The following is a 22882-nucleotide window of genomic DNA, read 5'->3' as shown; positions in this document are numbered from 1 at the left end:
CGGGGCACCGCGCCACACCCCGGAGGCCCCGATGTCGCTCAGCACCACCCCGTCGTCCGCCCGCACCGGCGCCGCCCCCGATGCCGCACCCGGCTCAGCGCCCGGGTCCGGTCCGCGGCACGCGCCCGACCCGTCCCGGCTCGTCCGGCTCGGCGGCCTGGTCACCACGGCCGGCGCGGTCGCCTGGGCGGCCGGGCTGCTGGCCACCGCCGACGTCGACCCGGCCACCGACGCCTACCCGCCGGCCTACAAGGCCGCGACGTTGCTGTTCCAGCTCGGCCTGGTCGCGCTGGTGGCCGTGCAGCTGCGCACCCGGGCGACCGGGACCGGCCGGCTGGCCCGCGGGTGCCTGCACGCCGAGCACGTGCTGCTCGGGCTGGCGATCGGGTCGTCGGTGCAGTGGCTGGTCGCGCCCGGGCTGACCGAGGAGCCGTTCTTCGTCGCGCTGGACCTCTCGTGGCCGCTGTCGATGCTCGGCATGGCCGCGATCGGCATCCGCATCGCGGTCGCCGGGCGGTGGCGCGGCGCCGCCCGGGTGTGGCCCGCGCTCGCCGAGACGTGGGCGCTGGTCATGTTCCCGGTCGCCGCGGTCGCGGGCGCGACGACGGAGTCGCTCGTCGGCGCCGGCCACCTGGTCCTCGGCTACGGGGTGCTGGGCCTGGTCCTCGCGACCCGGCCGCAGCTGACCCGCCGCTGAGCGGACCTGCCGCGGTCCGCCTCTCCGCCGGTCCGCCCCGTCGCCCCGTGACCCCGGGTGGCGGGGCGCCACCGGGTGCCCGGGGAGACTGGACGGCGTGACCCCGCTCGACCCGTCCCTGCCCGACACCTGGTTCACCCGCGACCTGCCCGTGCTGCGGGCGATCGCCCGGCTGGTCGACGAGCCCAGGCACGGCGGCGCGCCGTACCTGCTCGGCTCCGTCGTCCCGGGCAGCGGGCTGCCGAAGGCCGACGTCGTCGCCGCGGCGAAGGCGCTGGCCGCCGCGGGCTACATCGAGCCGTTGACCAACCACGCCGGCGATATCGTCCGGATCACCGGGATCTCCGCCGAGGCGCGGCGGCTCGCGGGGCTGTGGCCGACCCCGCAGGGGGAGTGGGAGCGCCTGCTCGAGCAGGCGGACCTGCGCGCGGCCAACGCGCCGACCGACGTCGAGCGGGACCGCTGGCGGGCCTTCGCCGACGCGGCGCGGGCGGTGGGCCCGGACGCCGGGGCGCTGCTCATGCAGTCGCTCGTCGGCGGGTACGTGCCCCGGGCCCGGTAGCCACCCCCACGAACGACAGCGCCCCCGCCCGGCGAACCGGGCGGGGGCGCTGTGCTGATCAGGAGATCAGAGCGGGGTGACGTTCGCGGCCTGCGGGCCCTTCTGGCCCTGCTCGACGTCGAACGAGATCCGCTGGCCTTCGTCGAGCGAGCGGTACCCGCTGGTCTGGATGGCCGAGTAGTGGACGAACACGTCCGGTCCGCCACCGTCAGGGGTGGCGAAGCCGAACCCCTTCTCCGCGTTGAACCACTTGACAGTTCCTTCGGGCATTGCTCGCTCCTAGCTGCGATGGTGCATCGGGGTCCTGCCAGAGCGCAGGGCCTTCCCGACGTGTCGACCCTAGCCGCACAGACGCCTCCGTGGGGGTCCGGGGCGTGATCGGGTTCCTCCGGCGTGGCGGCGGTCACATCGCGCGGCCCCCTGGAGCCCGTTCTTGCGGCGATCGTGCGGTTCCGGTGAGACCCCGCTGCGGCGGCGCGGTCAGGGTCGTGGGTGCCGGGACGGAGCCCGGCCCGACCCGAGGAGCCCCGTCGTGGAGACCACCCCGCTCGTGCTGGTCGAGCTGGCCGACCTCGACGTCGCCGACCTCGACGCGATGCTGGCCGCCGAGCTCGACGAGCCCGCCGCCGCGCTCCCCGGCGCGGGGGACGGCGACGAGCTGGCCGCGCTCCTGGCCGACGTCCTGCGCTCCACCGGCACCGCGGCCGCGCTCGCGCACCGCCTCGGCGCGCACGCCGCCCTGCTGGCCGACTGAGCCGGGGCGCCGGTCCCGGCCCCCGCGCCACGGGGGCGGGGGAGGTCCGGGACCGGCGCCTCACTTCTCGCAGCCACCCCGTCGCCGTCCCCCCTCAGGGGAGCTGTTGCTGGGCGGTCGGTGTCGGCGTCAGTCGCCCGGCGGCACCGGAGCGGAGGAGGTGGGTACCTCGCTCGGCGTCGTGGGCAGCGGCTGGGGAGCCGGGGACTCCACGGCCGGCGATTCCGCGCTGGGCGGCGGCTGCGTGACTGGCCCCTGCGTGACCGGTGGCGGTTGCGTGACCGGTGGCGGCTGTGTGACCGGTGGCGGCGCGGTGGTCGTGGGCGGCGCGGTGGTCGACGGCGGCGTCGTGGTGGTCGGGGTAGCGGTGGTCGTGGGCGGCGCGGTGGTCGACGGCGGCGTCGTGGTGGTCGGTGGAGCGGTGGTCGTGGGCGGCGCCGATGGTGGGCGGCTCGTCGTCGGTGGTGTCGTCGTGGTCGGCGGGCGCTGAGCGGTGGGTGGCGCCGACGTGGGCGGTGCGGTGGACGGCGTGTTGCCGGCGGTCGTGGGGCTCGGGGGCGGGGTGACCGAGGGGAGGCCAGGCAGGCTCGGTGAGACGGGGGACCGTCGCCCTGGCGCGGTCGTCCCCGAGTCGCTGACGGAAGCCGCCTCGCTCAGGACCGGCTGAGCGGCCGAGTCGGCCGGCGGGGCCGCACCCGGCAGGAAGTCCTCGAGAGTGAGGCTCTCGCCGGCCGTCGGTGCAGCCGACTCCGGCGGGATCGTCGCTCCCGCCGGAGTCGGCTCGACCGGGTGCGTCGCCGCGGCGCCCGGGGTTCCCGCGGTTCCACCTCCACCGGCCGGCGTCTCCTCGCCGCCGGGGGCCATGAAGGGCAGAGCCACCAGGACGACCAGGGTGGCGATGCTGGCTCCCCACAGGGCATTGCGGATGCGGGAGTCGATCAGGGAGTCCACGTCGACTCTCCGTTCAGGTGGGGGACGGGCTCCGGAGGAGTACAGGGTGGACGCCGCCCTCAGGTCGCTCTCAAAGGGCGTTCGAGGACGTCCCCGGTGCGTTGTGACCCTGCGTGAGGGGTGCCGCACGCTCGACGATCATGGTCGTGGTCCTCGTGTTCGGTCCCCTGCCTGGACGGTCACCGGACCTCCCGTGGCCACCGCGACACCGTCGCTCGCGGACCAGGTCGACGAACAGCCGGTGCACCCGGTCGTCGCCGGTCAGCTCCGGGTGGAAGCTGGTGGCCAGCACGCCGCCCTGGCGCACGGCCACGGCGCGGCCGGCCGCCGGCCCGTCCTCGACGCGGCCGAGCACCTCGACCCCCGGCCCGGCCGACTCCACCCACGGCGCGCGGATGAACACCGCCGTCACCGGCCCGCCCGGGACGCCGTCGACGGCGACCGGCGCCTCGAACGACTCGGCCTGCCGGCCGAACGCGTTGCGGCGGACGGCGACGTCGAGGACGCCGAGGGTCGGCTGGTCCGGCGGGGCGTCGAGCAGCCGCCGGGCCAGCAGCACCAGCCCAGCGCAGGTGCCGTAGACGGGCAGTCCCGAGCCGACGGCGTCGCGCAGCGGGCCGAACAGCCCGGTGCGCACCGCGAGCTTCGTCATCGTGGTCGACTCCCCGCCGGGCAGCACGAGCCCGTCGAGGCCGGCCAGCTCGGCCGGGCGGCGGACCGGCGTCGCGTCGGCGCCGAGCCGGCCCAGGACCGCGAGGTGCTCGCGGACGTCGCCCTGCAGCGCCAGGACGCCGATGCGCGGCGCGCTCACCAGCCCCGGCCGGCGAAGCGCTGCGACTCCGGCAGCGTGTCCACGTCGATCCCGACCATCGCCTCGCCCAGCCCGCGGGAGACCTTGGCGATGACGGCCGGGTCGTCGGAGAACGTCGTCGCCTGGACGATGGCGGCGGCACGCTGGGCAGGGTCGCCGGACTTGAAGATGCCGGAGCCGACGAACACGCCCTCGGCGCCCAGCTGCATCATCATCGCCGCGTCGGCGGGGGTGGCGATGCCGCCGGCGGTGAACAGGACGACCGGCAGCCTCCCGGCGCGCGCCACCTCGGCGACCAGGTCGTGCGGGGCGCGCAGCTCCTTGGCCGCGACGAACAGCTCGGTCTCGTCGAGCGTGGTCAGCCGCCGGATGCCGGCGCGCAGGGCGCGCATGTGCCGGGTGGCCTCGACGACGTTGCCGGTGCCGGCCTCGCCCTTGCTGCGGATCATCGCCGCGCCCTCGGCGATCCGGCGCAGCGCCTCGCCGAGGTCGGTGGCGCCGCAGACGAAGGGCACGGTGAACTCGTGCTTGGCGATGTGGTGGGCCTCGTCGGCCGGGGTGAGCACCTCCGACTCGTCGACGAAGTCCACGCCCAGGCTCTGCAGCACCTGCGCCTCAACGAAGTGCCCGATACGGGCCTTGGCCATCACCGGGATGGAGACCGCGTCGATGATCCCCTGCACCATGTCGGGGTCGCTCATGCGCGCGATGCCGCCCTGGGCGCGGATGTCGGCGGGCACCCGCTCCAGCGCCATGACGGCGACGGCGCCCGCGTCCTCGGCGATGCGGGCCTGCTCGGGGGTGACGACGTCCATGATCACGCCGCCCCGCAGCTGCTCGGCCAGGCCGCGCTTGACGCGGTCGGTGCCGACGACGGAGGGGGTCTGCTCGCTCATGGCCGCCACGGTGCGCCATGCTTTGGTCCTGGCAGCAGTCCAAACCGGGCGGATGCGGGAGGACCAAGTGGCGTACACCGGCGACCTGTTCGTCCCGGTCGACCGGGCGGCCCCGACGCCGCTGAGCGTGCAGATCGCGGCGTCGGTGCGGGCGGCCGTCCTGGGCGGCGCGCTCGGGCCGGGGGACACGCTGCCGCCCACGCGCACCCTCGCCGCCGACCTCGGGGTCTCCCGCGGCGTGGTGGTCACCGCCTACGAGCAGCTGGTCGGCGAGGGCTTCGCCACCGGGCGGCGGGGCGGCGGGACGGTGGTCGCCGTCCGGCCCGACGTGACCGTGGCGCGCCCGGCGGCGGCCCCGCCGTCCGCGCCGTCCCCGTCCGCCGGGCCCGACGTCGTCGACCTCACGCCCGGGCGGCCGGCCACCCGGCTGCTCGACGACGCCGAGTGGCGCTCGGCCTGGCGCCGGGCCGTCGCCGACGACCTCCCGGCCGGTCCGCCCGACCCGCTCGGGCTCCCCGCGCTGCGGCAGGCGGTGGCCGTCTACCTGCGCCGCGTGCGCGGGGTGGAGGCCGGGGCGGACGACGTCCTCGTCACCGCCGGCGCCAGCGACGCCCTCGCCCTGGTCGCCACCGCCCTCGGGGCGCCGGGCCGCCCGCCGCGGGTCGTCGTCGAGGACCCCAGCTACCCTGCGGCGCGGCGGGTGCTGGCCACCGCGGGCGCCGTCGTCGTGCCCCTGCCGGTGGACGCCGACGGCCCCCGCGTCGCGGACCTGCGGGCGCTGTCCCCCGCGCCGGACGCGGTGCTGCTCACCCCGTCGCACCAGTACCCGCTGGGCGGGCGGATGCCGGTGCAGGAGCGCGTGGACCTCCTCCGGTGGGCTGCGGAGGAGGGCGTCGTGGTGCTGGAGGACGACTACGACAGCGAGTTCCGGCACCGCCGCCGCCCGCTGCCGGCCATGGCCTCCCTGCCCTCGCCGGCCGACGTCGTGCTGGTCGGCAGCTGGTCCAAGACGCTGAGCCCGTGGCTGCGCTGCGGCTGGATGGTGCTGCGCGGCGCGTTCGGCGAGCGGCTGCGCGCCACCCGCACGCTGCTCGACTCGCCGGTGTCGGGCGTGCAGCAGGCCGCGCTGGCGCACTACCTGGCCGACGGCGGCCTCGCCCGGCACACCGCCCGCGCGCAGCGGCACTACAACCACCGCCGGTCGATGGTGGCCGCCGCGCTGGGGGAGCGGCCCGACGTCGCGCTGGGCGCGCTCGACGGCGGGCTGCACGTCGTCGTCCACCTGCGCCCGGGTACCGACGCGGCCGCGCTGGTCCGCGCCGCCGCGGGCCGCGGGGTCGTCGTCGCCGACCTCGCCGACTACTCGGCGGGTCCGCCGGCGTCGCCCGGGCTGGTCCTCGGCTACGGCGCGCCGACCGACCTCGAGCTGCGCCGCGGGCTCGCCGTCCTGTCCGAGCTGCTCGACGCCGCCTGAGCGCTGCGGCTCAGGCGGGCCCGCGCGCCGCGCGCGGCTGCACCGGCCTCAGCGGACGAGGTGCGGCAGGACCTGGCCGACCGCAGCACGGAGCTCGCCGGCCGCCGAGGGGACGCCTGCCAGCTGGCGGAGGAGCGCCTGCTGGAACAGGCCGTCGAAGACCGCGTACACGACCGGCGGGGCGACCTGCGGCGTCCGCCCGGAGAGCTCGGCGTAGCGGGTGACGATCCGCCCGATCATCCGCTCCAGCAGGAGGTCGATCTCGGCGACGTCGGCCCGGAACGCCGGCTCGAACATCGACTGGTTGCGCAGGTCGTACCAGAGGCGGTGCATCGGCGCCTCGTCGGTGAGGGTCTCGGTCAGCTTCCGCAGGAAGCCGGCGGCGAGCTCCTCGGCCGTCGTCGCCGTGGCCACGACCTCGTCGTACCGGGTCGCGCACCGCTCCTTGTACTCGCGCACGCAGTGCGTGATCAGGTCCGTCTTGTCCGCGAAGTAGTAGTGCAGGACGCCGTGGGAGAAGTCCGAGTTCTGCGCGATGTCACGCAGGCCGGTCTGGGCGTACCCGCGCTCGGCCAGCGTCTTCAGCGCCGCGGCGGCCAGCTCGCTGCGCCGGGCGGCGACCTTGTCCACCGGCCGGCGGCCCAGGCGGTGTGCTGCTGCCGTCACGCGTCCTCCTCCTCGTGTCCGCGGATGCTACGTGCCCGGCGTCCGTCTGGACAGTCGTCAAGAGAAGTCTTGACAGTCGTCAAAGAGCATCACGAACATGACCGCCGTCACACCGGGCTTCGACGAGGAAGGACACCGGCATGTCGGTAGGCGCACTGGACGGACACAGGGCACTGGTCACCGGAGGAGCACGAGGCCTGGGACAGGCGATGGCGCAGGCGCTCAGCCGCGCGGGGGCCTCGGTCGTGATCGGGGACGTCCTCGACGACCTCGGCGCGGAGGCGGCCCAGCAGATCGCGGCGGAGGGCGGCAAGGCGGCGTCCACCCACCTCGACGTCACCGACGAGGCGAGCTGGGAGGCCGCGATCGCGGAGACCGTCGCCGAGCTGGGCGGTCTCGACGTCCTGGTCAACAACGCCGGCATCGAGGTCACCGAGCTGGTGATCGACCTCGACCCCGCCAACCTGCGTCGCATGTTCGACGTCAACGTCGTCGGCACGGCCCTCGGCATGAAGCACGGCCTGCGGGCGATGCGACCGGGCGGGGCGGCCGGGAGCGGCGGCTCGATCGTCAACATCGCCAGCGTCGCGGCGACCATCGCCTTCCCGGGCATCGCGGGCTACTCGGCGAGCAAGTCGGCGATCGACCGGATGACCCGGATCGCCGCGGCCGAGGCGGGAAAGCTCGGCTACGGCGTGCGCGTCAACTGCATCTACCCCGGCCTGGTCCCCACGGAGATGGGCATGAAGCTCGCCGTCGACTGCGCCGAGCTGGGTCTGTTCCCCAGCGTCGAGGAGGCGGTCGGTGCCGTCGTGGCGCTCACGCCGTCCGGGCGGCTCGGTGAGCCGGCCGACATGGCCGACGCCGTGGTCTTCCTCGCCTCCGACGCCTCCCGCTTCGTCAACGGCACCGGCCTCGCCGTCGACGGCGGCATGGGCTCCTGAGCAGAGAGAAGGGGAACCGACCATGAGCACCAAGCCCGTCGTCGTCTACGGCGCCTCCGGCTACACCGGCCGGCTGATCTGCGAGTACCTGCGCGAGCTGAACGTCCCGTTCGTCGCCGCGGGGCGGAACAAGGACCTCCTGCAGGAGGTGGTCGGCAGGATCCCGGGGATCGAGACCGCCGAGTACGACATCGTCGAGGTGGAGCACACCGTCGAGGCGCTGACGGAGCTGTTCGACGGCGCGCGCGTCGTCTGCAACACCGTCGGACCCTTCATCAAGCTGGGGTTCGAGGTGGCCGAGGCGTGCCTGGCCACCGGTGCGCACTACCTGGACACCACGGGCGAGCAGGACTGGGTCATGGCGGTCCGGGAGCGGTTCGCGGCGGACTACCAGGAGAAGGGGCTGCTGCTCGCCCCGGGCATCGCGCAGATGTACACCACCGGCGAGATCGCCGCGCAGATCGCGCTGGAGACCCCGGGCCTGGACACCCTCGACGTCCTGGTGCTCTGGAAGGGGTTCCCGACCAACGCCTCCACCGAGACGATCTTCACCATCCTCAAGGCCGACTGGTTCCACCTGGCCGAGAACCAGTACGTGAAGCTCGACCCGCTGTCGAGGTGGGACGTCGTCGTGCCCGGTCAGCACGAGCTCGGCCTGACCGTGCCGTGGGGCGGCACCAGCCACCCCGTGTGGTTCAAGGACGACCCGCGGGTCGCCAACGTCAAGGTCCAGGGCGGCGTGATGAACCGGCCGGTCATGGAGGCCGTCGTCGCCACCACCGCGGCGGTGGAGAGCGACATCAAGACCCTGCCGCGCGACCAGTGGGACGACGCGCTCGCCGAGGTCGCCAAGGCCTGGTCGACGGGGATGCCGCCCCGGGAGAACCCGCGGCTGAACACCTCCGTCGACTCCGTGCACGCCTCCGGCCCGCTCGGGCGCAAGCACGTGGTCATCCACGGCAACAGCAACTACAAGCAGACCGGGCTCCTGCAGGCCTGGGCGGCGATGTCACTGCTCCAGCAGCCGCCGCTGCGGGCCGGTTTCGCCTCCGGCTGCCAGGCGTTCGGTCACCGGCAGCTGCTGGGCGTGCTGCGCCAGTTCGGCCTGGTCCTCGACCCGGTGGTGACCGAGCACCGATGAGCCTGACCGCCTTCCTCGACAAGGGCGCCGACCTGGGTGCCGGCGCTCCGTGCCTGACCGTCGACGGCCGGTCGACGTCCTACGGCGAGGTGCAGGCGTTCAGCCGGCGGGTGGCCCGGGCGCTGGTGCGCTCGGGCACCCGCCCCGGCGACACGGTCGCCGTCCTGTCGGCCAACGACCCGACGGCGTTCGCGTGCGTCTTCGGCATCGCCCGCGCCGGCGCGGTCTGGTGCCCGGTCAACCCGCGCAACGAGGCCGAGGAGAACCGCGAGCTGCTCGACCTGTTCGGGTGCTCGGTGCTGCTCTACCAGGCCGCCTTCGCGCCGCTGGTCGCCAAGGTCCGCGACGCGCTGCCCGCGCTGACCACCCTCGTCTGCCTCGACGGGGACGGGGACGGCGACCCGTCCCTGGACGCCTGGCTCGACGCCGGAGGCGACGTCGAACTGCCCGACGAGGGGCTGTCGCCGCCCGACGACGTCGTCCTGCTCGTCGGCACCGGCGGGACGACGGGGCGGCCGAAGGGCGTGCGGCTGACCGGCCGCAACCTGGAGGCGATGGCGGCGCTGACCCTGATGAGCTACCCGTTCGGAGGGCGGCCGCGGTACCTCGCGCTGGCCCCGCTCACCCACGCCGCCGGGGTGCTCTGCTTCCCGGTGATGGCACTGGGCGGCGAGGTCGTCGTGATGCCGCGGCCCGACCTCGGCGAGTTCCTGGCGCTCGTCGAGCGGCACCGGGTCACCCACGCCTTCCTGCCGCCCACGCTCGTCTACATGCTGCTCGAGCGCCCCGAGCTCGACGCGACGGACCTCTCGTCGCTGCAGTGCCTCTGGTACGGCGCCGCACCGATCTCGGCGGACCGGCTCGAGCAGGCGCTGACGCGCATCGGGCCGGTGATGGGCCAGCTCTTCGGCCAGTCCGAGGCGCCGATGATGGTCTCGACCATGGCCCCCGCCGACCACTTCCGGCCCGACGGCAGCGTCGCCCGCGAGCGGCTGCACTCGGCCGGCCGGCCCACGCCGCTCACCCGGGTCGCGATCATGGACGACGAGGGCCGGCTGCTGCCGCCGGGGGAGCGGGGCGAGGTCGTGGTCCGCGGGCCGCTCGTGATGGACGGCTACCACCGGGACCCGGCCGCCACGGCGGAGGCCGCCCGGTTCGGCTGGCACCACACCGGCGACATCGGCTACCTCGACGACGACGGCTGGCTGTACCTGGTGGACCGGGCCAAGGACATGATCATCAGCGGCGGGTTCAACGTGTACTCGGCCGAGGTGGAGCGGGTCCTGATGACGCACCCCGGCGTCCAGGACTGCGCCGTCCTGGGGCTCCCGGACGACAAGTGGGGGGAGCGGGTGGTCGCCGTCGTGCAGGCCCGGCCCGGTGTCGACCTCGACCCCGGCGAGCTCCGCGCGTTCGCCCGCGACCGCATCGGCCCGGTGAAGGCCCCGAAGCAGGTGGAGGTGTGGCCGGACCTGCCGCGCTCGAAGATCGGCAAGGTGCTCAAGCCGGACGTCCGGGCCCGCCTGCTCGCCTGAGGCGCGACCCGCCTGGCCGACCCGCCGACGGGTGCGGGTCCCGGCCCTGCCGTGTCACCGCCGTGGGGCCGGCAGCGCGCTCATCGCCGTCTCGGCGATCGCCAGGAGGTCCTCGGTGGTGCCCCCGTCCCGGGCGCAGCCGGACATGCCGCGCATGACCGCGACGAGGAAGGAGGCGAGTCGGTCGGTCGGCGTGCCCGCCGGGAGGTCGCCGTCCCGCACCCCCTGGTCGAGCCGGCGTCGCAGCCGCTCGTGCACGTCCGCCCGCTGTGCGGCCAGGCGGGGCTCGGTCAGCATCAGGCAGCCCGGCGGTGTCGACGCGGCGGTGTGCGCCCGCGCGGTGTCCTCCAGCATCCGGGCGACGGCCTCGCGCGCCGTCGGGAGGGCGGTCGCGCGGTCGACGCCCTCGCACGTGCGGCGGAAGTACTCGGCCGAGGCCTCCGCGAACAGGGTCTCCTTGTCGCCGAAGGCGGCGTACAGGCTGGGCGGGGTCACCCCCATGGCCCCGGTCAGCATCGCGATCGAGGTGCCCTCGAAGCCCGAGCGCCAGAACTGCTCGACGGCGGCCGCCAGCGCCGTGTCGCGATCGAAGCTCCGCGGTCTTCCAGCCACTCCCCGATCATAACGTAGCGATCACTATGGAACCTGCTACGCTCGCCGCAATCCATAGTGATCGCTACAGAAAGAGGACGTCATGAGGCTGCAGGGTGCGGTCGTGCTGGTCACCGGGGCCAACCGGGGCATCGGGGCGGAGTTCGTCGCCCGGCTCCGGGAGCGCGGGGCGGCGAAGGTCTACGCCGCCGCCCGCGACGTGCGCACCGTGCAGGCGGCGGACGGGGTCCACCCCATCGAGCTCGACGTCACCGACCCGCGCCAGGTCGAGGACGCCGCCCGCGCGGCCGGCGACGTGCAGGTCCTCGTCAACAACGCGGGCATCTCCACGGGCACGGCGCTGGTCACCGGCGACGAGGCGGCCATCCGGCGGGAGATGGACACCAACTTCTACGGCCCGCTGCTCACGACCCGCGCGTTCGCCCCGGTCCTCCGGGCGAACGGGGGCGGGGCCGTCCTCAACGTCGTCTCGGCGCTGTCCTGGTTCACCGCCCCGGGCTCCGGCGCCTACGCCGCCTCGAAGGCGGCGGCCTGGATGCTGACCGACAGCACCCGGCTCGAGCTCGCCGCCCAGGGCACGCACGTCGTGGGCGTGCACATGGGGCTGGTCGACACCGACATGGCCCGGGGCCTGCAGGCGCCGAAGATCGCGCCGTCGGTCCTGGTCGGTGCCGCCCTCGACGCCGTCGAGTCGGGCGCGCAGGAGGTGCTGGCCGACGACTGGGCGCGCTTCGTCAAGGCCGGCCTCCCGCTGGACCCGGAGCAGCGGTACGACCGGCTGTTCTCCGCCCTCGGGGCGCGCTGAGGAGCCGGCTCAGTCGGCGGCGGACTCGGGCTTCCGGGCGCGGCTCGGCTGCACCCGCATCGGCTCGCCCGGCATCTTCGGGTAGTCGGGGGGATAGGGCATGTCGCCGAGCCCGAGGTCGGTGGCCTGCCGCTCGGCGAGCTCGAGCAGCGGCTCGATGCCGAAGGCGTGCCCGGCGAGGCCCGCGTGCTTGTCACCGACCGCGCGGAACCGCTCCGGCATGGTCAGCACCGTGAAGTCGGTGGGGTGCACGTCGGGCAGCTCGTCCCAGTCCAGCGGCGCGGACACCGGCGCGTGCGGCTTGGGCCGGATGGAGTAGGCGCTGGCGATCGTACGGTCCCGGGCCATCTGGTTGTAGTCGATGAAGATCTTCTCGCCGCGCTCCTCCTTCCACCACGACATCGTCACGCGGTCGGGCAGGCGGCGCTCCAGCTCGCGGCCGAACGCGATCACCGCCCGGCGCACGTCGGTGAAGGTCCACCGCGGCTGGATCGGCACGTAGATGTGCACGCCCCGCCCGCCGGAGGTCTTCGGCCAGCCCTCCATGCCGAACTCGGCCAGCAGCTCGCGCACGTGCGGGGCGACCCGGACGGCGTCGGAGAAATCGGTGCCCGGCTGCGGGTCGAGGTCGATGCGGATCTGGTTCGGCGACTCGACGTCGGTCTTGTCCACCGGCCAGGGGTGGAAGGTCAGCGTGCCGAGGTTGGCGCACCACGCGACGACGGCGACCGAGTCGGGCGCGATCTCGTCGGCCGTCCGCCCGCTCGGGAACGTGATGTGCGCCGTCGGCACCCACTCGGGCGCGTTCTTGGGCACCCGCTTCTGGTAGAAGGCGTCGCCGGTGTTGTCCATCCGGGTCGACAGCCGGGCGCCCTCGAACACCCCGCCGGGCCAGCGCTCGAGCGTCGTCGGACGGTCCCGCAGGGCGAACAGGATCCCCTCGCCGACGGCGACGAAGTACTCGACGACGTCGATCTTGCGGATCCCGTGCTCGGCGAAGTACGGCTTCTCCGGGCTGGAGACGCGCACCTCGTGCCCGTCGACGGTCAGGACGACGGCGTCCTTGCTGCTGGCCACCCGTCAGCTCCCCGGGTCGGGACGGGTCAGGCCGGGCACGTGAGCCCGTCCTGCGGCACCGTCAGGTCGATGAGGTAGGCGTTGACGGCGGCGCTGATGCAGTCGGTCTTCGGGTAGGCCGTGTGGCCCTGCCCCTGCCAGACCAGCAGCGACCCCGCGGTGAGGTCCTCGGCCATGTCCTCGGCGCCGGGCAGCGGGGTCACCGGGTCGCCGGTGTTGCCCACGACCAGGATCGGCGCGCTGCCCTCGGCGTCCCGCTCGGGCAGCGGGGTGCGCGGGGCCTCCCACGTCGAGCAGGTGTAGAGGCCGGCGGCGGAGCCGGCGCCGAACAGCGGGTAGCGGGCCGACCAGTCCTGCGCGAGCTGCAGCACCTCCTCCTCCGAGAAGGTCTCGTCCTCGGGGGTGTCGGCGCAGTTGATGGCCAGGTTCGCGTCGGTCAGGTTGGTGTAGGACCCGTCCTCGAGCCGGCCGGTGTAGGAGTCGGCCAGGGAGAACACGCCGGCGGCGTCGCCGTTGCGGGCGGCGGCCAGCGACTGCGACAGCTGCGGCCACGACGCGGTGTCGTAGAGCGCCGCCAGCACCGCCGTCATGATCACGCCGGGCGTCGCCGTCCGGGTCTCGCCGGGCCGCGCGCTCGGGATCGGCGCGCCCGCGGCCTGGGCGAGCAGCTCGTCGAGGAAGCGCCGCGGTTCGCCGCCGAGCGGGCAGCCCGACACCAGGCCGGTGCAGTTGCCGGCGAAGGCGTCGAAGCTCGCCTCGAGCCCGGCCGCCTGCGACTCGGCCTTCTCCTGCGGGTCGGCGTCGGGGTCGACGACGGCGTCGAGCACCAGCGCGCGGACGTTCTGCGGGAACAGCTCGGCGTAGGTGGAGCCGAGCGTGGTGCCGTAGGAGTAGCCGAGGTAGCTCAGCTGCTCGTCGCCGAGCGCCTCCCGCAGCAGGTCCATGTCACGGGCGGTGTCGACGGTGTTGAAGGTGCCCAGCGCGTCGCCGTACTCGTCGGCGCAGGCGTCGGCTGCCTCGTCGGCCAGGGCGAGCACCTCGTCGAGCTGCGCCTGCGTCGTCGGCCGCGGCTCGGCGGCGGTCGACCGGTCCTTGAGCTCGGCCGGGATGCACTCGACGGCCGTGGACAGGCCCACGCCGCGCGGGTCGAAGCCGACCAGGTCGAAGCGGCGCAGCACGTCCTCGGGCATCGACAGCGCCAGCCCGATCGCGGCGTCCGCGCCGGAGCCGCCGGGCCCGCCCGGGTTGACCAGCAGCGAGCCGATCCGGTCGGTCTGGCCGGCGAGCGTCGCCCGCACGAGGAACAGCGGCAGCGTGGCGCCGTCGGGCTCGTCGTGGTCGATGGGCACCTCGGTGCGGCCGCACTCGAAGGCCAGGTCGCGCTCGCTGCCCGGCGTGCCGGCGACGAGGTCGGTGATCTCGGCGTCGCAGTCCTGCCAGGTGATCGGCGCCGCCTCCGGCTCGGCCGGCGTGGACGAGGCCGCCGACGACGACGTGTCGCTCCCGCCGGAGGACTCGGAGAAGGAGGTGCACCCGGTGACCGCCAGGAGCAGTCCGGTCGTGGCGGCGAGCATGCCGCGGCGCAGACGCATGACCTCCACCGTAGGTCGGGACGGGCGGGTGCCGGTCATCCGGTGAAGACCTCGGCGAGGGCGTAGCGGACCGGCACGTCGAGCTGGTCGTAGGTGCAGCTCTCCGGCGTCCGGTCGGGCCGCCAGCGCAGGAACTGCCCGGTGTGCCGCAGCCGCCGGCCCTCCAGCTGGTCGTACTTGACCTCCACGACCAGCTCCGGCCGCAGCGGCACCCAGGACAGGTCCTTCTTCGCGTTCCAGCGGCTCTGGGCGCCGGGCATGCGGTGCTCGCCGTTCTCCTGCAGCTCGGCGTCGGCCCAGTCCTGCCACGGGTGCCCGTCGAGCGCGTCGGCGCGGTAGGGCGCCAGTTCCTCGACCAGCTCCGCGCGCCGGGCCATGGGGAAGGACGCCGCGACGCCGATGTGCTGCAGTCCGCCGTCGTCGTAGAGGCCCAGCAGCAGCGACCCGACGATCGGCCCGCTCTTGTGCCAGCGGAAGCCCGCGACCACGCAGTCGGCGGTGCGCACGTGCTTGACCTTGGTCATCAGCCGCTGGTCGGGCCCGTAGGGCAGGTCGGGGGCCTTGGCGACGACGCCGTCGAGGCCCGCGCCCTCGAACTCCTCGAACCAGCGCTGCGCGGTGGCCGCGTCCTGCGTGAGCGCCGTCAGGTGCACCCGGTCGGTGCCGGTGACCACCTGCTCCAGCCGTGCCCGCCGCTGCGCGAACGGCACCTCGAGCAGCGACTCGTCGCCGACCGCCAGCAGGTCGAAGGCGACCAGGTGGGCCGGCGTCTGCTCGGCCAGCAGGTCGACCCGCGACTTCGCCGGGTGGATGCGCTGCAGCAGCGACTCGAAGTGCAGCCGGTCGCCCTGCGGGACGACGATCTCGCCGTCGACGACGCAGCGCTCCGGCAGCGCCTCCTTCACCGCGGCCACGACCTCGGGGAAGTAGCGGGTCAGCGGGCGCTCGTTGCGGCTGCCGAGCTCGACCTCGTCGCCGTCGCGGAAGACGATGCAGCGGAACCCGTCCCACTTCGGCTCGTAGTACAGGCCGTCGGCGGTGGGCAGCTTCGTGGCCGCCTTCGCCAGCATCGGTTTCACCGGCGGCAGCACGGGCAGGTCCATGCAGGTCAGTCAACCAGCGGGGCCCGACACGGCACAGGACGACGTCGACCGGACGGGTGGTCCCTCCGGGCGTGCGGGATCCTCGGGGGATGCAGCAGGGGACAGACGCCGCGCCGGGCGGCCGGGTGCTCGGCGGCCGGTACACGCTCCTGTCCCTGCTGGCGACCGGCGGCATGGGGCAGGTGTGGCGCGGGCGCGACGAGCTGCTGCGGCGCGACGTCGCGGTCAAGGTGCTCCGCGGCGAGTTCAACGGCGACCCGACCTTCCGCGCCCGGTTCCGCGCCGAGGCGCAGCACGCCGCCGGCCTGGTGCACCCGCACATCGCCACGCTGTTCGACTACGGCGAGGGGGCCGACGGCGCCGACGGCGAGCCGGTCGCCTGGCTGGTCATGGAGCTGGTGCAGGGCGAGTCGCTGGCCGGCGTGCTGACCCGCGGCCCGCTCGATCCGGCGGAGGCGGCGCGGCTGCTCCGCGACGCGGCGGCGGGCCTCGGCGCGGCGCACGCGGCCGGCGTCGTGCACCGCGACGTCAAGCCCGGCAACGTCCTGGTCGCCGCCGACGGCACCGTGAAGATCACCGACTTCGGCATCGCCCGGTCGGCGGCCAGCGCCGCGCTCACCGGCACCGGGCAGGTCATCGGCACCGCGCAGTACATGGCGCCGGAGCTCGTGTCGGGCCTGCCCGCGTCCCCGGCCAGCGACGTGTACTCCCTCGGCCTCGTCGGCTACCAGTGCCTCACCGGGCGGCTGCCCTTCGACGGCGAGACGCCCATGCAGGTGGCGCTGATGCAGGTGCACGCCCAGCCCGCGCCCCTGCCGGAGACGGTCCCGGCGGGCCTGCGGGCGGTGGTCGAGCGGGCGCTGGACAAGGACCCGGCCCGCCGCTTCCCCGACGGCGGCGCCCTGCGTGCGGCGCTCGACGCGGTCCCCGGGCCCGCCGCCGGCGCGGCCGCCCTCGCGCGCGCCGACACCGCGGTCCTGGGCGGCGCGGTCCTGGGCGGCGCCGTCCTGCCGCCGGCCACCCGGGTGCTGACGCCGCCCGCCCCGTCGACCCCCGCACCCGGGACGGGATCGGCTCCCCGGCGCCGCCGGGGCCTCCTGCTCGCGCTCGGGGCGCTGCTCGCGGCGCTGACCGTCGTCGGCGTGGTGCTCGCGAACGCCGGCGACGGCGGGGACGCGACCCCGGCGGCCCCGACGACCACGTCGTCGGCACCCGCACCGGCCCCGGACCCGACGGTCGCGGTGACCGCCGCCGACCACGTCGGCCGCCCCGTGGGCGAGGTGCAGCAGGAGCTCACCGCCCGCGGGCTCCAGGTGACGCTGCGCCCGGTCACCACCGCCGACGTCCCCGACGGCCAGGTGATCACCCTCGACCCCGTCGGCGCGCTGGCGCCCGGCACGGTCGTCACCGTCACGCACGCCGTCGCCCCGCCGCCGGCCCCCGCCCCGCCGACCACCGCGCCGGCACCGGAGGCGCCCTCCCCGGCGCCCGCCGAGGAGGAGGACGAGGACGAGGACAACGGGAACGGCAACGGCCGCGGGAACGGCAACGGGAACGGCAACGGGAACGGCAACGGGCGGGGCGGCCGCGGCGACGACTGACCGGGACGGCGCCCGCGGGGGCTAGCGTCCGGGCGTGCGCCTGCTCGAGCGCGGGGAGCAGACGGCCGCCCTCGCCGCGGCCGCGCGGTCGGCGGCGGCCGGCCGCGGAGGCGTCGTGCTCGTCACCGGCGAGGCGGGCATCGGCAAGACGGCGCTGGTGACCGGGCCGGCCGCCCGGGTCCCCGGTGTCCGCGTGCTCACCGGCCGCTGCGACGACCTGGCCACGCCGCGCCCGCTCGGGCCCCTGCGCGACGTCGCCCGCGAGGTCGGTGGCCCGCTGGCCGTGGCGCTGGCCGGTCGCGGCGACGTCGCGGACGCGCTGCTCGCCGAGCTGTCGCGGCCGACCGTGCTGGTGCTCGAGGACGTGCACTGGGCCGACGACGCGACCCTCGACCTCGTGCGGACGGTCGGCCGGCGGGTGACGGGGCTGCCCGCCGTCCTGGTGCTCACCTACCGCGACGCCGAGCCCGACGGCGGGGCGCCGCTGCGGTCGGCGCTCGCCACCCTGCCGCCGGCGGCGGTCGCCCGGTTGCCGCTGGCGCCGCTGTCGGAGGCGGCGGTCGCCGAGCTCGTCGGCGAGCAGGTCGGCGACGGCGCGGCGCGGGTGCACGCCCTCACCGGCGGCAACCCCTTCTACGTCACCGAGCTGGCCGCCGCGGGCACGACGGCGCCGCCGCCGTCGGTGCGCGACGCCGTCACCGGCCGCGTCGCCGCCCTCTCCCCGGCAGCCCGGGCGCTGGTCGAGCTCGTGTCGGTCGTCCCTGCCCGCGCGGGCACCGGTGTCCTCGACGCGGTCCTCCCCGGGTGGCCGCTGGCCGCCGCCGAACCGGAGCGGGCCGGCCTGCTGACCGTCGGCCCGGACGCGGTCGCCTTCCGCCACGAGCTCGCCCGCACCGCCGTCGCCGAGACGCTCCCCGCCGCCGACCGGCGCCGCCTGTCGGCGGCCGTCCTCGCCGCGCTGCAGCGGCTGGGCGCCGACCCGGCCGACCTCGTGCACCACGCGGAGGCCGCCGGCGACGTCGCCGCCCTGGCCGCGGCCGCGCTGCCCGCCGCCCGGTCCGCCGCGGCGGCGGGCGCCACCCGCGAGGCGTTCGCGCACTACCGCCGCGCGGTGCCGCTGGCCGGGGCGCTGCCCGACGCGGAGCGGGCGGCGTTGTCCGAGGAGCTGGCGGGCGCCGCCTACCTGGCCGGGCAGGTGCCCGACGCGCTGGCGGCCGTCGACGCGGCCGCGGCCGCGCACCGCGCCACCGACGACCGGCGGGGGCTGGGCCGGTGCGCGCGGGTCCGGTCGCGGCTGCACTGGTACGCCGGGGACGGCGCGGCCGCGCGCCGGGAGGCCGCGGCGGCGGTCGCGCTGCTCGAGCCGCTCGGCGACTCCGCCGACCTGGTGCGCGCCCGGGCCGCGGTCGCGCAGCTGGCCATGCTGGGCGACCGCGCGGAGGAGGCGCTCGCGGAGGGCCGGCGGGCGGCCGCGCTGGCCGACCGGCTCGGCGACGCCGCCACCGCCGCGCACGCGCGGGTGACCACCGGGACCGTCGAGGCACAGACCGACCCCACCGCCACGGCCACCCTGGAGGACGCGCACCGGGCGGCCGTGGCGGCCGGTGACCACCACGAGGCGGTGCGCGCGCTGGTCAACCTGGCCTGGACGCAGCTGCTGTGGCTGCGGCCGGACGCCGCCCGCGCGGCCGCCGACCGGGCGGCCGCGCACGCCGCGGCGCACGAGGTCGACGCGCTCGGCGGCTACGCCCGGCTCACGACGGCGTGGCTGCGGCTGCGCGCCGGCGATCCGGTGGACGTCGAGGCCGCCGCCCGCGCGGAGGCCGGCCGCGACGGGTCGGTGAGCGACCTGCTGGCCCGCACGCTGCTGGCCGAGCGGGCGGTGCGGCGCGGCGACCCCGACGCGGACGAGCGGCTGGCCGACGTCGCGGCCCGGGCCGACCGCACCGGCGAGCTGCAGCGCCTCGTGCCCGCTCTGGAGCTGGCGGTCGAGGACGCGCTCGTCCGCGGGAGGCCGATGCCCACCGCGCGCGCCGCCCGCGCCGTCGAGCTGGCCCGGGTGGCCGGTGGCGCCGGCTGGGGTGGCGGGCGGCTGGCGGCCTGGGCGTCGCTCGCCGGGGTGCGCCACGACGCCGCCGGCCCGGCCGCGCCCGCCCACGCGGCCCTGCTGGCCGGGGACCCCCGGGCCGCCGCCGACGCCTTCGGTGCCCTCGCCTGGCCGCACGACCGCGCGCTGTGGCTCTCCTCCCTCGACGACGCGGACGCCTTGGCCGAGGCGCTGGAGACGGCGCGGGCGCTGGGCGCCGCGCCGCTGGCCGCGCGGGTGACCCGGCGGATGCGGGAGCTCGGTCTCGCCGTCCGGCACGGGCGGCGGGGGACCACCCGTGCCCACCCGGCCGGGCTGACCGCCCGGCAGTCCGAGGTGCTGCGGCTGCTGGCCGAGGGGCTGAGCAACGCGGAGATCGCCGCGCGGCTGGTCGTCTCACCGCGGACGGCCGAGCACCACGTCACCGCGGTCCTCGGCCGGCTCGGCGCCGGCGGCCGGCGGGAGGCGGTCCGCCGGGCGGCGGAGCTGGGCCTGCTCAGTAGCTGAAGGTGGTGGCGCCCTCGTCGCCGATCCACGTCCAGAGCGGGACGGTGCCGGCCAGCTCGGCGCCCTTGACCAGCCGCCCGGCGTCGAGCTGCTTGGCCTCGAAGCAGACCGGGCAGACGAACCAGCGGCCGCCCGCGGCGAGGAAGCGGTCCATCAGCGAGGGCAGCGGCGGGCACCCGGCGCACGCGGTGCCGACCGCGGTGCCCTCCAGGGCGAGCCGGACGGCCTCCTTGGCCGCGAACACGACCGTCTCGCGGCCGGTCTCGGCGGCGCCGACGGCCATGAGCATCGCGACGGTGACCTTCTCCGGGTCCTCGAGACCGGTGGCGAGACTGACGACGGCCTTGGCCATGACGTCCTCCTGGGGTCGCGGCCCGCCCGGGGTGGCGGGTCCGGCGACGACGCTAGGGACGCCCCGACCTGCGGACATGGGTCCCGGGCGCCCATCTGAGCGCCGCGGACCCCCACGCGAGCGCCGCCCCGCCGGTCAGGTGCGGGCCGCGCCCACCGCGTAGCGGGTGAACAGGACGCCGTCCTCCTCCAGCACCTGCAGCAGCCGCGGGCGGACGACGTCGGACAGCGCGGGCCCGACCAGCCGCGCCTCGCCGCCGACCAGCGCGGGGGAGAGGGTGAGGTCGAGCTCGTCGACGACGCCCGCCTCCAGCGCGGCCGCCAGCAGCGCCGGCCCGCCCTCGCACACCAGCTGCTCGAGCCCGCGCCCGGCGAGCTCGTCGAGCGCCAGCGGCAGGTCGACGTCGTCGTCCCCGCAGACGAGCACGTCCACCCCGGCGGCGGCCAGCGCGGCCCGGCGCTCGGCGGGCGCCGCCGCGCAGGTGACCAGCACCGTCGAGGGCACCGCCAGCCGGCCGTCCGGGGCGAGCGACGCCCGCCGCGACACCACGACCACCGGCGCCCCGGCGGGCCGCCCGAGCGACGACCGCAGCGCGGCCACGGCGGGGTCGGCGTCCACCGGCCGGTAGCCCTCCGCGGTGGCCGTGCCGGCACCCACCAGGACGCCGTCGGCGAGTGCCCGCAGCGTCCGGAAGACCTCCTTGTCCCCCGGCGACCCGAGCCCCGCGCTCCGCCCGCCGACGGCGATCGCGCCGTCGAGGGAGGTCACGAAGTCCACCCGCAGCGACCGGCCCGGCGGGAGCCGGTAGGCGTCGGCGAGGTCGCCGTCGGACAGGTCGCCCGCGGGGTCCGGGTGCAGGCGGCGCATCAGGTGGTGAGGACCGCGGCGCTCTCGGCCGGCAGGGTCACCGTCGTCCCGTCCAGCGCCGGCTCGCCGGACGTCGCGAACAGCACGCCGGTCGCCGTCCGGTCGAGGTCGACCTCCTGCTCCTCGCCGGACAGGTTGGCCACCACCCGCAGCGAGCCGCGGTGCACGACCAGCACGCGGTCGTCCTCGTCCCAGCCGACCTCGACCGCCGACAGGTCGGCGTCGGCCAGCTCGGGGTGCGCGCGCCGGAGTGCGAGCAGCGTGCGGTGGACCTCCAGCAGCCGGGCGTGCGGCTCGCGCTCCGGCTCGGACCAGTCGAGCTTCGAGCGGCGGAAGGTCTCCGGGTCCTGCGGGTCGGGCACCTCGTCGGCGTCCCAGCCGTGCCCGGCGAACTCGCTCTTGCGGCCCTCCGCCGTCGCCCGGCCGATGTCGGGGTCGGTGTGGCTGGTGAAGAACTGCCACGGGGTCGCCGCGCCCCACTCCTCGCCCATGAACAGCATCGGGGTGAACGGGCTGGTCAGCACCAGGGCGGCGCCGACGGCGAGCAGGCCGGGGGAGAGGGTGGCCGAGATCCGGTCGCCGACGGCGCGGTTGCCGATCTGGTCGTGGTCCTGCAGGTAGCCGAGGAACTTCCAGCCCGGCAGGCGGGCGGTGTCCACCGGCCGGCCGTGGTGCCGGCGGCGGAAGCTCGACCAGGCGCCGTCGTGGAAGAACGCGCCGGTGAGCGTCTTGGCCACGCCGCCGAGCCCGGCCTCGGCGAAGTCGCGGTAGTAGCCCTGCCCCTCGCCGGTCAGCGTGGCGTGCAGCGCGTGGTGCAGGTCGTCGCTCCACTGGGCGTCGATCCCGGTGCCGCCCGCGACGCGCGGGGTGACCAGGCGCGGGTCGTTGAGGTCGCTCTCGGCGATGAGCGTGAGCGGCCGGCGCACCGCGACCGACAGCGCCTCGACCTCGCGTGCCATCTCCTCCAGCACGTGGGTGGCCCGCTCGTCCACCAGTGCGTGGACGGCGTCGAGCCGCAGCCCGTCGACGTGCATGTCGCGCAGCCACATCAGCGCGTTGTCCAGGATGTAGCGGCGCACCTCGTCGGAGTCCGGCCCCGACAGGTTCACCGACTCGCCCCAGGTGTTCGCGCCGCCCTCGGAGAAGATCGGCATGAACAGCGGCAGGTAGTTCCCGGACGGCCCGAGGTGGTTGTAGACGACGTCCTGGATGACGCCGAGGCCGCGCTGGTGGCAGGCGTCGACGAACCGCTGGTAGGCCGCCGGGCCGCCGTAGCTCTCCTGCACGGCGTACCAGAGCACGCCGTCGTAGCCCCAGTTGTGGGTGCCGTCGAAGGTGTTCACCGGCAGGAGCTCGACGAAGTCGACACCGAGGTCGACGAGGTGGCCGAGCCGGTCGATCGCCGAGTCGAGCGTGCCCTCCGGGGTGAACGTGCCGACGTGCATCTCGTAGACGACGCCGCCGGCCAGCGGGCGCCCGGTCCACGCGCCGTCGCCCCAGGCGTGCGCGGACGGGTCGAACCGGCGGGAGAGGCCGTGCACGCCGGCGGGCTGCCGCCGCGCGCGCGGGTCGGGACGCGGGGTGTCGTCGTCGCCGAGCAGGAAGCCGTAGTCGGCGTCGGGGCCGGCCTCGACCTCCGCGCGCCACCAGCCGTGCTCGTCGCGGCGCATGTCGTGCACGGCACCGTCGACCTGCACGCGCACCCGCTCGGGCACAGGCGCCCAGACGGCGAACTCGACGGGTGCGGACATGCGGGGACCTCCAGGGGCGGTGCGGGGTGACCGGACCGTCTTGCCCGCGCTGCGGCCCGCCAACCACCGGTGCGGCGGCCGGGGGAGCCCCGGCCGCC

22 protein-coding genes are annotated in these 22882 nt (G+C 76.0%); 11 read left to right on the top strand and 11 right to left on the bottom strand.

Features of this window, described 5'->3' with window-relative positions; all coding sequences use genetic code 11:
* Positions 1–31: 31 nt before the first annotated feature.
* Both ACI78R_RS15310 and ACI78R_RS15305 read left to right on the top strand, forming a co-directional pair.
* Positions 32–697, top strand: coding sequence for a hypothetical protein (locus tag ACI78R_RS15310; RefSeq protein ID WP_457041336.1), 666 nt, complete (start codon positions 32–34; stop codon positions 695–697).
* 97 nt (positions 698–794) lie between these two features.
* Positions 795–1259 carry a hypothetical protein gene (locus ACI78R_RS15305; protein WP_457041335.1) on the top strand — a complete coding sequence of 155 codons (465 nt, stop codon included), beginning with the start codon at positions 795–797 and terminating at the stop codon, positions 1257–1259.
* Between the two features lie 66 nt (positions 1260–1325).
* Here ACI78R_RS15305 and ACI78R_RS15300 read toward each other — a convergent pair whose 3' ends face one another.
* Positions 1326–1529 carry a cold-shock protein gene (locus tag ACI78R_RS15300; protein WP_073420333.1) on the bottom strand — a complete coding sequence of 68 codons (204 nt, stop codon included), beginning with the start codon at positions 1527–1529 and terminating at the stop codon, positions 1326–1328.
* A 262-nt stretch (positions 1530–1791) separates the two neighbouring features.
* Here ACI78R_RS15300 and ACI78R_RS15295 point away from each other — a divergent pair, with 262 nt between their 5' ends.
* A complete protein-coding gene (locus ACI78R_RS15295) occupies positions 1792–2013 on the top strand; it encodes a hypothetical protein (RefSeq protein WP_073420332.1) in 222 nt (73 codons plus the stop codon).
* Between the two features lie 295 nt (positions 2014–2308).
* On the top strand, positions 2309–2503 hold the full coding sequence (locus ACI78R_RS15290; protein WP_457041334.1) for a hypothetical protein: 195 nt from the start codon (positions 2309–2311) through the stop codon (positions 2501–2503).
* A 531-nt stretch (positions 2504–3034) separates the two neighbouring features.
* On the opposite strand, the gene pdxT is transcribed toward ACI78R_RS15290, so the two are convergent.
* The gene (pdxT, locus tag ACI78R_RS15285) at positions 3035–3775 is read right to left on the bottom strand and encodes a pyridoxal 5'-phosphate synthase glutaminase subunit PdxT (protein ID WP_457041333.1); all 741 of its coding nucleotides are present in this window, start codon (positions 3773–3775) and stop codon (positions 3035–3037) included.
* Positions 3772–4671 carry a pyridoxal 5'-phosphate synthase lyase subunit PdxS gene (gene pdxS, locus ACI78R_RS15280; protein ID WP_457041332.1) on the bottom strand — a complete coding sequence of 300 codons (900 nt, stop codon included), beginning with the start codon at positions 4669–4671 and terminating at the stop codon, positions 3772–3774. Before pdxS ends, pdxT begins: the two co-directional genes overlap by 4 nt.
* Positions 4672–4738: 67 nt before the next feature.
* Here pdxS and pdxR point away from each other — a divergent pair, with 67 nt between their 5' ends.
* A complete protein-coding gene (pdxR, locus tag ACI78R_RS15275) occupies positions 4739–6145 on the top strand; it encodes a MocR-like pyridoxine biosynthesis transcription factor PdxR (protein ID WP_457041331.1) in 1407 nt (468 codons plus the stop codon).
* Between the two features lie 48 nt (positions 6146–6193).
* Here pdxR and ACI78R_RS15270 read toward each other — a convergent pair whose 3' ends face one another.
* Positions 6194–6811 carry a TetR/AcrR family transcriptional regulator gene (locus ACI78R_RS15270; protein WP_073420328.1) on the bottom strand — a complete coding sequence of 206 codons (618 nt, stop codon included), beginning with the start codon at positions 6809–6811 and terminating at the stop codon, positions 6194–6196.
* Positions 6812–6951: 140 nt separating this feature from the next.
* Between ACI78R_RS15270 and ACI78R_RS15265 the strand changes: the two genes are divergently transcribed.
* From ACI78R_RS15265 to ACI78R_RS15255, 3 genes are read left to right on the top strand one after another with little or no spacing between them, the layout of a single operon-like run.
* Positions 6952–7755 carry an SDR family NAD(P)-dependent oxidoreductase gene (locus tag ACI78R_RS15265; RefSeq protein WP_457041330.1) on the top strand — a complete coding sequence of 268 codons (804 nt, stop codon included), beginning with the start codon at positions 6952–6954 and terminating at the stop codon, positions 7753–7755.
* A gap of 22 nt (positions 7756–7777) precedes the next feature.
* A complete protein-coding gene (locus tag ACI78R_RS15260; protein ID WP_073420326.1) occupies positions 7778–8896 on the top strand; it encodes a DUF5938 domain-containing protein in 1119 nt (372 codons plus the stop codon).
* On the top strand, positions 8893–10431 hold the full coding sequence (locus tag ACI78R_RS15255; RefSeq protein ID WP_457041329.1) for an acyl-CoA synthetase: 1539 nt from the start codon (positions 8893–8895) through the stop codon (positions 10429–10431). The genes ACI78R_RS15260 and ACI78R_RS15255 overlap by 4 nt, the downstream gene beginning before the upstream one ends.
* 54 nt (positions 10432–10485) lie before the next feature.
* Here ACI78R_RS15255 and ACI78R_RS15250 read toward each other — a convergent pair whose 3' ends face one another.
* Complete coding sequence (locus ACI78R_RS15250) at positions 10486–11043, bottom strand: TetR/AcrR family transcriptional regulator (RefSeq protein ID WP_457041328.1); 558 nt, start codon at positions 11041–11043, stop codon at positions 10486–10488.
* A gap of 82 nt (positions 11044–11125) precedes the next feature.
* On the opposite strand from ACI78R_RS15250, the gene ACI78R_RS15245 reads away from it, so the two are divergent.
* Positions 11126–11848: an SDR family oxidoreductase gene (locus ACI78R_RS15245; protein ID WP_073420323.1), complete on the top strand. Its 723-nt coding sequence runs from the start codon at positions 11126–11128 to the stop codon at positions 11846–11848.
* A 9-nt stretch (positions 11849–11857) separates the two neighbouring features.
* On the opposite strand, the gene ACI78R_RS15240 is transcribed toward ACI78R_RS15245, so the two are convergent.
* The 3 genes from ACI78R_RS15240 to ACI78R_RS15230 are packed head-to-tail and all read right to left on the bottom strand — an operon-like array spanning position 11858 to position 15620.
* A complete protein-coding gene (locus tag ACI78R_RS15240) occupies positions 11858–12925 on the bottom strand; it encodes a DNA polymerase domain-containing protein (RefSeq protein ID WP_457041327.1) in 1068 nt (355 codons plus the stop codon).
* 26 nt (positions 12926–12951) lie between these two features.
* Positions 12952–14517 carry an alpha/beta hydrolase gene (locus tag ACI78R_RS15235; protein ID WP_457041326.1) on the bottom strand — a complete coding sequence of 522 codons (1566 nt, stop codon included), beginning with the start codon at positions 14515–14517 and terminating at the stop codon, positions 12952–12954.
* 35 nt (positions 14518–14552) lie between these two features.
* Positions 14553–15620, bottom strand: coding sequence for an ATP-dependent DNA ligase (locus ACI78R_RS15230; protein ID WP_457041325.1), 1068 nt, complete (start codon positions 15618–15620; stop codon positions 14553–14555).
* A gap of 89 nt (positions 15621–15709) precedes the next feature.
* Between ACI78R_RS15230 and ACI78R_RS15225 the strand changes: the two genes are divergently transcribed.
* Together ACI78R_RS15225 and ACI78R_RS15220 are read left to right on the top strand one after the other, a co-directional pair.
* A complete protein-coding gene (locus tag ACI78R_RS15225; RefSeq protein ID WP_457041324.1) occupies positions 15710–17221 on the top strand; it encodes a serine/threonine protein kinase in 1512 nt (503 codons plus the stop codon).
* Between the two features lie 34 nt (positions 17222–17255).
* Positions 17256–19814: an ATP-binding protein gene (locus ACI78R_RS15220; RefSeq protein ID WP_457041323.1), complete on the top strand. Its 2559-nt coding sequence runs from the start codon at positions 17256–17258 to the stop codon at positions 19812–19814.
* On the opposite strand, the gene ACI78R_RS15215 is transcribed toward ACI78R_RS15220, so the two are convergent.
* The 3 genes from ACI78R_RS15215 to treZ all read right to left on the bottom strand — a co-directional run bounded on the left by ACI78R_RS15215 (position 19804) and on the right by treZ (position 22784).
* A complete protein-coding gene (locus ACI78R_RS15215) occupies positions 19804–20166 on the bottom strand; it encodes a peroxiredoxin (protein WP_457041322.1) in 363 nt (120 codons plus the stop codon). The genes ACI78R_RS15220 and ACI78R_RS15215 overlap by 11 nt on opposite strands.
* 135 nt (positions 20167–20301) lie before the next feature.
* Positions 20302–21033, bottom strand: a complete 732-nt coding sequence (locus ACI78R_RS15210; protein WP_457041321.1) for a dihydrofolate reductase family protein — start codon at positions 21031–21033, stop codon at positions 20302–20304.
* Positions 21033–22784, bottom strand: coding sequence for a malto-oligosyltrehalose trehalohydrolase (treZ, locus tag ACI78R_RS15205; protein WP_457041320.1), 1752 nt, complete (start codon positions 22782–22784; stop codon positions 21033–21035). Before treZ ends, ACI78R_RS15210 begins: the two co-directional genes overlap by 1 nt.
* Positions 22785–22882 lie beyond the last annotated feature (98 nt).

Source organism: Geodermatophilus sp. SYSU D01106, assembly GCF_054049995.1.
The sequence above is the reverse complement of the archived record's forward strand: the minus strand, read 5'-3'. Positions and strand labels throughout refer to the sequence as shown.